An 11,154-nucleotide genomic window follows, 5' to 3' on the forward strand; every position below is an offset into this window, starting at 1 on the left:
TTTCATTACAGGTTTTATCACCTATTGTACAGGCGATAATTATGAAGAGTTTAGTATATTGTTTTAAATTAGATAAGAATGAATTTAATTTAATAATTAGGTATAAAAAATACAAGTCTTGTGTCACAAGGGTTTTGTATGATTTGTGTACAATTTATAAGGTTATTTCAAATAATAAATTTCTCAATTAACATAAAATTAATGACAATCTTAACTTTTCATTAACTCGAGTTTTTGTATTGCTTTTAAAATCCGAACAATATAGACTTGCATTTATTGAGTTAAAAAAATTAATGAATTTTGCATTTAAAGGGAGATATTATAGTGAAAAACAATCTTAGGTATGGCATTAGAAAACATAAATTGGGAGCAGCATCAGTATTCTTAGGAACAATGATTGTTGTTGGGATAGGACAAGACAAAGAAGCTGCAGCATCAGAACAGAAGACAACTACAGTAGAAGAAAATGGGAATTCAGCTACTGAAAGTAAAGCAAGCGAAAAACAAACAACTACAACTAACGTTAATCATATAGAAGAAACGCAATCATATAATGTAAAGGCAACAGAACAATCGTCAAACGCAACACAAGTAACAACGGAAGAAGCACCAAAAGCAGTACAAGCACCACAAACTGCACAACCAGCAAATGTAGAAACAGTTGAAGAAGAGGTAGTTAAGGAAGAAGCGAAACCTCAAGTTAAGGAAACGACACAACCTCAAGACAATAGCGGAGAACAAAGACAAGTAGATTTGACACCTAAAAAGGTTACACAAAATCAAGCAGCAGAAACACAAGTTGAAGTGGCACAGCCAAGAACAGTGTCAGAAAGTAAACCACGTGTGACAAGATCAGCAGACGTAGTAGAAGTTGAGGATGCTAAGGACGTTTCAGAAGTTAAAGGTACAGATGTGACGAGTAAAGTTACAGTAGAGAGTGGTTCTATTGAGGCGCCTCAAGGAAATAAGGTAGAGCCACATGCTGGTCAACGTGTAGTATTAAAGTATAAATTAAAATTCGCAGATGGATTAAAAAGAGGAGATTATTTTGATTTTACATTATCAAATAATGTAAATACTTATGGGGTTTCAACAGCTAGAAAGGTACCAGAGATTAAAAATGGCTCAGTTGTAATGGCTACAGGTGAGATCTTAGGGAATGGTAACATAAGATATACATTTACTAACGAAATTGAACACAAGGTAGAGGTAACAGCTAATTTAGAAATCAACTTATTTATTGACCCTAAAACTGTACAAAGCAATGGAGAACAAAAGATTACTTCTAAATTAAATGGTGAAGAAACAGAAAAAACAATACCAGTTGTTTATAATCCAGGTGTTAGCAATAGTTATACAAATGTAAATGGGTCAATTGAAACATTTAACAAAGAATCTAATAAATTTACACATATAGCTTATATCAAACCAATGAATGGAAATCAGTCAAATACAGTATCCATTACAGGAACTTTGACTGAAGGTAGTAATGTAAATGGTGGTCAACCTACTGTAAAAGTATATGAATATTTAGGTGAAAAAGATGAATTGCCTCAAAGTGTTTATGCAAATACATCAGATACTAACAAATTCAAAGATGTAACAAATGAAATGAATGGAAAGTTGAGTGTTCAAGACAATGGTAGTTACTCATTGAATTTAGATAAGTTAGATAAAACGTATGTCATTCACTATACAGGTGAATATTTGAAAGGTTCAGATCAGGTGAATTTTAGAACTGAATTATATGGATATCCAGAGCGAGCATATAAATCTTACTATGTTTATGGAGGATATCGTTTGACTTGGGATAATGGATTAGTTTTATATAGCAATAAAGCTGATGGTAATGGTAAAAATGGACAAATTATTCAAAATAATGATTTTGAATATAAAGAAGATACCTATACTGAGACTGTTAGCGGGCAGTATGATGAGAATTTGGTCACTACTATTGAAGAAAACCATGATACTACACCACTTGACATTGATTACCACACAGCTATAGATGGTGAAGGTGGTTATGTTGATGGATACATTGAAACAATAGAAGAAACTGATTCATCAGCAATTGATATTGATTACCATACTGCTGTGGATAGCGAAGCGGGTCACGTTGGAGGATACACTGAGTCTTCTGAAGAATCAAATCCAATTGACTTTGAAGAATCTACACATGAAAATTCAAAACATCATGCTGATGTTGTTGAATATGAAGAAGATACAAACCCAGGTGGTGGTCAGGTTACTACTGAGTCTAACTTAGTTGAATTTGACGAAGAGTCTACAAAAGGTATTGTTACTGGTGCAGTGAGCGACCATACAACAGTTGAAGATACGAAAGAATATACAACTGAAAGTAATCTTATCGAATTAGTGGATGAATTACCTGAGGAACATGGTCAAGCACAAGGACCAATCGAGGAAATCACTGAAAATAATCATTATATTTCTCATTCTGGTTTAGGAACTGAAAATGGTCACGGTAATTATGGCGTGATTGAAGAAATCGAAGAAAATAGCCATGTTGATATTAAGAGTGAATTAGGTTACGAAGGTGGCCAAAATAGCGGTAACCAGTCATTCGAGGAAGACACAGAAGAAGACAAACCTAAATATGAACAAGGTGGCAATATCGTAGATATCGACTTCGACAGTGTGCCACATATTCATGGATTCAATAAGCATAATGAAATTATTGAAGAAGATACAAACAAAGATAAACCTAATTATCAATTCGGAGGGCACAACAGTGTTGATTTTGAAGAAGATACGCTTCCAAAAGTAAGTGGTCAAAATGAAGGTCAACAAACGATTGAAGAAGATACAACACCACCGACACCAGAAGTACCGAGTGAGCCAGGCGAACCAACGCCACCAACACCAGAAGTACCAAGTGAACCGGAAACACCAACACCACCAACACCAGAAGTACCGAGTGAGCCAGGCGAACCAACGCCACCAGCACCAGAAGTGCCAAGTGAGCCAGATAAACCAACGCCGCCAACACCGGAAGTACCAAGTGAGCCAGGCAAACCAGTACCACCTGCAAAAGAAGAACCTAAAAAGCCTTCTAAACCAGCGGAACAAGGTAAGGTAGTAACACCTGTTATTGAAATCAATGAAAAGGTTAAAGCAATGGCACCAATTAAAAAAGCACAATCTAAGAAATCTGAACTACCTGAAACGGGTGGAGAAGAATCAACAAACAAAGGTATGTTGTTCGGCGGATTATTTAGTATTCTAGGTTTAGCGTTATTGCGTAGAAATAAAAAAAATAACAAAGCATAATTAATTATAAATTAACGGGTTTATTTCATAAATTATATGGAATAAACCTGTTTTTTAAATTCAATTGAAATTTCTAATGGAAAATAGAGGTTCCTGATTTCTCGATTGTTTTATTATAATGCACGAAAATGACATGAGAGAGAATTAGAAAGTAAATTTCAAGTACAAATTATATTGAATTAATAAGGTAAATTTGATGAAAGCAATTATTAACTAGATGCAAATTTAGCTAATTACAAAATATCGTCTTGAAATACGACTGTTTTTACAGTGTAAATCTTTTGAAACAGAGCAAAAGACGAACGATATAAAAAGTATATTAGCGTATTTAATGTAATGAAAGGCATTTCAATGTTTAATTTACGGTGTATTATACAGTCGGAAAGTTAGAAAGTATTAATATATTGTTTTAAATTAGATAAAAATAAATTTGTTTTTAAAAATAAGAATAAAACTTTGAAGCCTTGTTTATCAAGTGTTATAGACGATTTGCGCGCAATTTATAGATATTTCAAAATAATAAAAATATGAAATGACAAAAATTAATGATAATCTTAACTTTTTATTAACTCGCGTTTTTCCATTGCTTTTAAAAACCGAACAATATAAAATTGCATTTATTGAGTATTAAAAATAAATGAATTTTGCATTTAAGGGAGATTATTATAGTGAAGAACAGTCTTAGATACGGCATAAGAAAACAAAAATTGGGAGCTGCCTCGGTATTCTTAGGAACAATAATCGTTGTTGGAATGGGACAAGAAAAAGAAGCTGCAGCATCAGAACAAAATAATACTACAGTAGAGGAAAGTGGGAGTTCAGCTACTGAAAGTAAAGCAAGCGAAACACAAATAACTACAAATAACGTTAATACAATAGATGAAACACACTTATACAGCGCGACATCAACTGAGCAACCATCAAAATCAACTCAAGTAACAACAGAAGAAGCGCCAACAACTGTGCAAGCACCAAAATTAGAAACTTCGCGAGTTGATTTGCCATCGGAAAAAGTTACTGATAAGGAAACTACAGGAACTCAAGTTGACACAGCTCAACCAAGTAACGTCTCAGAAATTAAACCAAGAATGAAAAGATCAGCTGACGTTACAGCAGTTTCAGAGAAAGAAGTAGTGGAAGAAGCTAAAGCGACAGGTACAGATGTAACAAGTAAAGTTACAGTAGAAGAAGGCAGTGAAATCGTAGGGCATAACAATAAAGAGACAAACGTTGTTAACCCTCATAATGCAGAAAGAGTAACTTTAAAATATAAATGGAAATTCGGTGAAGATATAAAACCGGGGGACTACTTTGATTTCACATTAAGTAACAATGTTGAAACACATGGTATCTCACCTCTTCGTAAAGTACCTGATATAAAAAGTAAAGATGATAATATTGTTGCTGTTGGCCATGTATTAGATGAAAGAAAAATTAGATATATATTTAAAGAATATGTAAAAGATAAGAAAGATTTAACCGCTGAACTAAGTTTAAATTTGTTTATTGATCCAACAACAGTTACAAAACAAGGAAAACAAACTATTGAAGTTAAATTAGGTGAAAATACGATTTCAAAAGAATTTGATATCAAATACCTAGATGGTGTTAAAGATAAGTGGGGCGTAACCGTAAATGGACGTATAACTTTATTAGATAAAGAAAATAATAAAATACATCATTTAGCATATATTAATCCTAAAAAAAGTGAGATGACTTCAATAACTATAAATGGCTTTTTTGCGAAAGGCGGATTGTCTATTGAGAGTACTCCAACCGTTAAAGTTTACGAATATTTGGGGAGTGATGAATTACCAGAAAGCGTCTATGCTAACACAAATGATCAAATGAAATTTAAAGATGTTACCAATGATATGGCTGGTAATTTAACTTTAGGACAAAACGGTAGCTATAAATTAACATTAGATGCGTTTAATAAGAAAAGTTATGTTGTAACTTTTGAAGGAAATTACAATAATAACGAAAAAGAGTTATTATTCAGAACCAATCTCCATGGATATCATCATAATTACGGTTATTACTATTATTATCCAATCAATTTAACATGGGACAATGGCGTTGCGTTTTACTCTAATAACGCTCAAGGCGATGGTAAAGATAAGCCAAATGATCCTATCATTGAGAAGAGTGAACCAATTGATTTAGACATTAAATCAGAGCAGCCAGTGGAGAAGCATGAATTGACTGGTACAATCGAAGAAAGTAACGATTCTAAGCCAATTGATTTTGAATATCATACAGCTGTTGAAGGTGCAGAAGGCCATGCTGAAGGTATTGTAGAAACTGAAGAAGATACTATTCATGTAGATTTTGAAGAATCGACACATGAAAATTCAAAACATCATGCTGATGTTGTTGAATATGAAGAGGATACAAACCCAGGTGGTGGTCAGGTTACTACTGAGTCTAACTTAGTTGAATTTGACGAAGAGTCTACAAAAGGTATTGTTACTGGTGCAGTGAGCGACCATACAACAGTTGAAGATACGAAAGAATATACAACTGAAAGTAATCTTATCGAATTAGTGGATGAATTACCTGAGGAACATGGTCAAGCACAAGGACCAATCGAGGAAATCACTGAAAATAATCATTATATTTCTCATTCTGGTTTAGGAACTGAAAATGGTCACGGTAATTATGGCGTGATTGAAGAAATCGAAGAAAATAGCCATGTTGATATTAAGAGTGAATTAGGTTACGAAGGTGGCCAAAATAGCGGTAACCAGTCATTCGAGGAAGACACAGAAGAAGACAAACCGAAATATGAACAAGGTGGCAATATCGTAGATATCGATTTCGATAGTGTACCTCAAATTCATGGTCAAAATAATGGTAACCAGTCATTCGAAGAAGATACAGAGAAAGACAAGCCTAAGTATGAACAAGGTGGTAACATCATTGATATCGACTTCGACAGTGTGCCACATATTCATGGATTCAATAAACATAATGAAATTATTGAAGAAGATACAAACAAAGATAAACCAAATTATCAATTCGGTGGACACAACAGTGTTGATTTTGAAGAAGATACACTTCCAAAAGTAAGCGGACAAAATGAAGGTCAACAAACGATTAAAGAAGATACAACGCCGCCAACGCCACCGACACCAGAAGTACCGAGTGAGCCGGAAACACCAACACCGCCGACACCAGAAGTACCAAGCGAGCCGGAAACACCAACGCCACCGACACCAGAAGTGCCAAGTGAACCAGGCAAACCAACACCGCCAACGCCAGAGGTACCAGCTGAACCTGGTCAACCAGTACCACCTGCCAAAGAAGAACCTAAAAAGCCTTCTAAACCAGTGGAACAAGGTAAGGTAGTAACACCTGTCATTGAAATCAATGAAAAGGTTAAAGCAGTGACACCAGCTAAAGAAGCACAATCTAAGAAATCGGAACTGCCTGAAACAGGTGGAGAAGAATCAACAAACAAAGGTATGTTGTTCGGAGGATTATTTAGTATTCTAGGTTTAGCGTTATTGCGCAGAAATAAAAAGAATCACAAAGCATAATCGATTCAAAATTGACGGGTTTATTTCATAAATTATATGAAGTAAGCCTGTTTTTTTAAATTAAATCAAATTTCCCAAGAAATAATTACATACTCAATGCCACTATGAAGGCGTTCTAATTAGTGTTAAAATGACGTTGATACATAGATTTAATACTTAGGAAAAGGAGCACACTAACTTTGAAAAAAATAAAAAAGGCAATCATTCCCGCTGCTGGTTTAGGGACTAGATTTTTACCAGCAACTAAAGCGATGCCAAAGGAAATGCTTCCTATCTTAGATAAACCCACAATTCAATATATCGTTGAAGAAGCTGCAAGAGCTGGAATTGAAGATATTATTATAGTGACAGGTCGCCATAAACGCGCGATTGAAGATCATTTTGATAGTCAAAAAGAATTAGAAATGGTTTTAAAAGAAAAAGGTAAATCTGAATTACTAGAAAAAGTTCAGTATTCAACGGAACTTGCGAATATTTTTTATGTAAGGCAGAAAGAACAAAAAGGTTTAGGGCATGCAATTAGTTCTGCGCGTCAATTTATCGGCAATGAACCATTTGCGGTATTATTAGGTGACGATATTGTTGAATCTGAAGTGCCAGCAGTGAAACAGTTGATTGACGTTTATGAAGAAACCGGGCACTCAGTTATAGGTGTCCAAGAAGTTCCGGAAGCAGATACTCATCGTTATGGAATTATTGATCCATTAACTAAAAATGGACGTCAGTATGAAGTGAAAAAGTTTGTTGAAAAGCCAGCACAAGGTACGGCACCATCAAACCTAGCTATTATGGGCCGATATGTATTAACGCCTGAAATTTTCGATTATTTAAAAACGCAAAAAGAAGGCGCAGGTAACGAAATACAGTTAACAGATGCGATTGAGCGTATGAATAATGATAACCAAGTGTATGCATATGACTTCGAAGGCGAACGTTATGACGTTGGAGAAAAATTAGGATTCGTTAAAACGACAATAGAATATGCATTGAAAGATGACAGTATGCGAGAAGAATTAACACGATTTATTAAAGAATTAGGTTTATAACATTAAAAAGCATGATACTCAATAAAGTTGGAACACGAAATGGTGAACTAAATTGAATGAGTGTCATGCTTAATTTATGTGTTGTGATATATAGTAGGGTATTGAAATAATATAAAAACAAAAGAAAGTTAATTATGTATTTTTATTTATACTAAATTGAGAAGTATTATGATTGCTTATTTATTTTATTAAGAGGTAAGTCTGTTAAATTTAAAAGAAAAATTTTCTTGGTTTGAGAAACTTGGAAGTATCTGTGAATATGCTTTTAATAGTATTATCTTGTATTTTATTTATTTTGATTAACACAATCCTTTCATCTGCAAGAGATCGCTCTTTGATTAGCATACCTTTATTATTTAATCTATTAACTGACCTAACAATTTGAGGATACATAAATCTAATACTTTCAAACAAATCTTTTAAATTTAGTATCTCATTTTTTCGAGATGATATTACATATAAGATGGATAAATCAAGAAATGTTAAATTAAATCTATATTTCAACAAATCTTTTGAATACATAATATTCATAAAAAGTATAAAAAATTCTTTGCTATATTTTGGAGTCCATTGATATTTAATGTAATCTCTATCCTTATTAAATTCTTTAATTATTTGATCTAACTCATTAATAACACAAGTAATTTTTTTACGTTGTATTGGAGTAACTGAAACCAATATACGGCGTTCATCGGTTTCGTTTCTAGACTTATTTATAAATCCTTTTTTAGATAGTGATTTGATGTTCTTAATAACATCAGATTGTTTGTAGAGTATGTCACTAATGATTTCTTTTAATGAAATACTGTGTTCATTCTTGTAATAAAAATATGCTAGTATCAACAATTCTTTTAATGATAATTTATATTGTTGTTTTAACTCTTGAGTGAGAAAAAATATGTATGCTTCTACATTTATGAGTTTGTTGACCTTTTCTAAAGTTTGATAGTCCATCTTACCTTCTCCTAATATTTTCTGATGTCCCAACACTTTATATTATTTAAAGTAATATAAAAGCAATCTCTTTTGAAGACATGTTAACAAAAATATTTTTATATATATAATATATAAAATATAAATAACTAAAAATCATAGTATAACAAATGACAAATTCATTTATTATACAAAATAAAAAACAATTGAACAAAATCAAAATATAGTGTTATGATTCATTTGTGTTTATAGCTAGCAAAACAAACTAAATATGTTTGAACTCATTACTAGTTAAAGACATATATTATTAACGTGACAATTAAAAGTAAGGGATGAAGGCTCGATGAATAATTTGAAAAGTAAGAGTAATATTAAATTAATGAAGAGAGTGTTGACTACATATGAGCTACGTAAAAATTTGAAAAAATATTTTTGTCTTACATTGGATAACTATTTAGTTTTAGCATATTTAGATGTATTTAAAAATGCTGAAGGTAAATATTTTATGAGAGATATTATAAGTTATATCGGTATAGACCAATCTAGAATTGTTAAAAGTGTAAAAGAATTATCAAAAAAGGACTATTTGAATAAATGTAGGGACCCCCATGATAGTAGAAATGTAATTATCGTTGTTTCTGAAAAGCAACACAATTATATTAAAAATATTTTGAATGAAATAAATACTAATGAAACATAAGGTATGTTTCGATATTTTAATGTCTTGGTGCAGTTAAATGTGTTTTTAAGTGTGTTGAGATATTTTTGTGTTTTTAGAAACTGAATACTATTGAATTGGTGAGATTTTTCAACAAATAAGAATGAATTATTCATTGAAAACAAAAAATAACATTTTTATTCGCAAATTTTTTAAGCATATGTAAATATAAAATAATTTTATAAAGATAAATGTTATATTCTATTGTACGACTCCTTTTGTATTTGTAAAATTACATGTAAATTCACTGTAAGTAAAGTGGAAAATATGAAAAAGGAGTATGCAAATGAGAGAAAAGAAAGGACCGGTAAATAAAAGAGTAGATTTTCTATCAAATAAATCGAATAAATATTCAATAAGAAAATTTACAGTTGGGACAGCATCTATTTTAATTGGCTCACTAATGTATTTGGGAACTCAACAAGAGGCAGAAGCAGCTGAAAACAATATTGAGAATCCAACTACAATAAAAGATAATGTCCAATCAAAAGAAGTGAAGAATGAAGAAGTTACAAACCAAGACACTGCACCACAAGGTATAAAAGCTAAATCTGAAGTAACTTCAAGCAAAGACACAATCGAACATGGACCATCGGTAAAGGCTGAAGATATATCAAAAAAAGAGGATACACCAAAAGAAGTAGCCAATGTTGGTGAAGTTCAGCCGAAATCGTCAGTCACTCATAACTCAGAGACACCTAAGGTTAGAAAAGCTCGTTCTGTTGATGAAGGCTCTTTTGATATTACAAGAGATTCTAAAAATGTGGTTGAATCTACTCCTATTACAATTCAAGGTAAAGAGCATTTTGAAAGTTACGGAAGTGTTGATATACAAAGCAATCCAGAGGATCTAAAGGTATCTGAAGTCACTCGTTTCAATAATAAAAGTATTGGAAAAAACGAATTGACAGGAGCATTACAATTAAAGAGTAAAGTTTCTTTTAAAAATGACTTTGAGTTTAACATTAGAGTAGCTAATAATCATCAATCGGTAACAACTGGCGCTGATGGATGGGGGTTCTTATTTAGTAAAGGTGACGGTAACGAATATTTACAAAAGGGAGGTATATTAGGTCCCAAAGGAATGGAAAATTCAGCAGGATTTAAAATTGATACAGGGTATAATTTTAAAGATCCCATGGATAAAGAAGAGAAACAGGCAGGACAAGGATTTAAAGGGTATGGTACATTTGTAAAAACAGGTACTGACGGGGCTACATCAAAGGTTGGAGCAAACATACCAACAAGAGGAAAAGCAGATAATTCATTCCAATATGCAGATAATTCTGTTGATACTACAGATGGAAAATTTCATGGTCAATTACTTAATAATTTAAAATTAGCGTACAATGAAAAATCGGGTATAATGAGAGCCGAATATGCTGGTAAAGTTTGGGAAGCTAATATATCAGATTTGGGATTGGATAAATCTGAAGCATATAACTTTTTAATTACTTCTAGTCAAAGACAAGGAACATCTCAAGGTGTATATGCAAATGGTTGGATGAGAACGGATTTAAATAACTCAACATTTAAACTAACGCCTAATCTAGTTAAGAAAACAGAAACGAAAACAGTAGAGATACCGTTCGAGACAAAACGTGAGTTTAATCCGAAGTTACAA

Annotated in this window: 7 protein-coding genes and 1 pseudogene; 7 read left to right on the top strand and 1 reads right to left on the bottom strand. The window is 32.5% G+C overall.

Features of this window, described 5'->3' with window-relative positions; genetic code table 11:
* Nucleotides 1-239: 239 nt before the first annotated feature.
* From CD116_RS09210 to galU, 5 genes and pseudogenes are all read left to right on the top strand, one after another.
* Entirely contained in the window at nucleotides 240-341 is a 102-nt protein-coding gene (locus tag CD116_RS09210; protein WP_047551727.1) for a hypothetical protein, read from the top strand.
* Nucleotides 325-3,291, top strand: coding sequence for a fibronectin-binding protein FnbA (gene fnbA, locus CD116_RS09215; RefSeq protein WP_103325247.1), 2,967 nt, complete (start codon nucleotides 325-327; stop codon nucleotides 3,289-3,291). The genes CD116_RS09210 and fnbA overlap by 17 nt, the downstream gene beginning before the upstream one ends.
* 583 nt (nucleotides 3,292-3,874) lie before the next feature.
* Nucleotides 3,875-3,976 (top strand): annotated as a pseudogene (locus CD116_RS14125) (hypothetical protein).
* Entirely contained in the window at nucleotides 3,960-6,833 is a 2,874-nt protein-coding gene (gene fnbB / locus CD116_RS09230) for a fibronectin-binding protein FnbB (RefSeq protein ID WP_103325249.1), read from the top strand. The pseudogene CD116_RS14125 and the gene fnbB overlap by 17 nt, the downstream one beginning before the upstream one ends.
* 179 nt (nucleotides 6,834-7,012) lie before the next feature.
* The gene (galU, locus tag CD116_RS09235; protein ID WP_000721337.1) at nucleotides 7,013-7,879 is read left to right on the top strand and encodes a UTP--glucose-1-phosphate uridylyltransferase GalU; all 867 of its coding nucleotides are present in this window, start codon (nucleotides 7,013-7,015) and stop codon (nucleotides 7,877-7,879) included.
* Nucleotides 7,880-8,089: 210 nt separating this feature from the next.
* Here galU and sarU read toward each other — a convergent pair whose 3' ends face one another.
* Nucleotides 8,090-8,833 (bottom strand): HTH-type transcriptional regulator SarU, encoded by a 744-nt coding sequence (sarU, locus tag CD116_RS09240; RefSeq protein WP_047551738.1) that lies wholly within the window; start codon nucleotides 8,831-8,833, stop codon nucleotides 8,090-8,092.
* 322 nt (nucleotides 8,834-9,155) lie between these two features.
* Here sarU and CD116_RS09245 point away from each other — a divergent pair, with 322 nt between their 5' ends.
* On the top strand, nucleotides 9,156-9,512 hold the full coding sequence (locus CD116_RS09245; RefSeq protein ID WP_047551741.1) for a SarA family transcriptional regulator: 357 nt from the start codon (nucleotides 9,156-9,158) through the stop codon (nucleotides 9,510-9,512).
* 304 nt (nucleotides 9,513-9,816) lie between these two features.
* A partial coding sequence (locus tag CD116_RS09250) for a YSIRK-type signal peptide-containing protein (protein WP_142381046.1) occupies nucleotides 9,817-11,154 on the top strand: 1,338 nt, incomplete at its 3' end.

Source organism: Staphylococcus schweitzeri (assembly GCF_002902405.1).
Classification (GTDB): domain Bacteria; phylum Bacillota; class Bacilli; order Staphylococcales; family Staphylococcaceae; genus Staphylococcus; species Staphylococcus schweitzeri.

Bases quoted from the DNA above. Each gene is read 5' to 3' on its own strand.
- sarU (WP_047551738.1), bottom strand. From the start codon at position 8,833: ATGGACTATCAAACTTTAGAAAAGGTCAACAAACTCATAAATGTAGAA.
- CD116_RS09245 (WP_047551741.1), top strand. From the start codon at position 9,156: ATGAATAATTTGAAAAGTAAGAGTAATATTAAATTAATGAAGAGAGTG.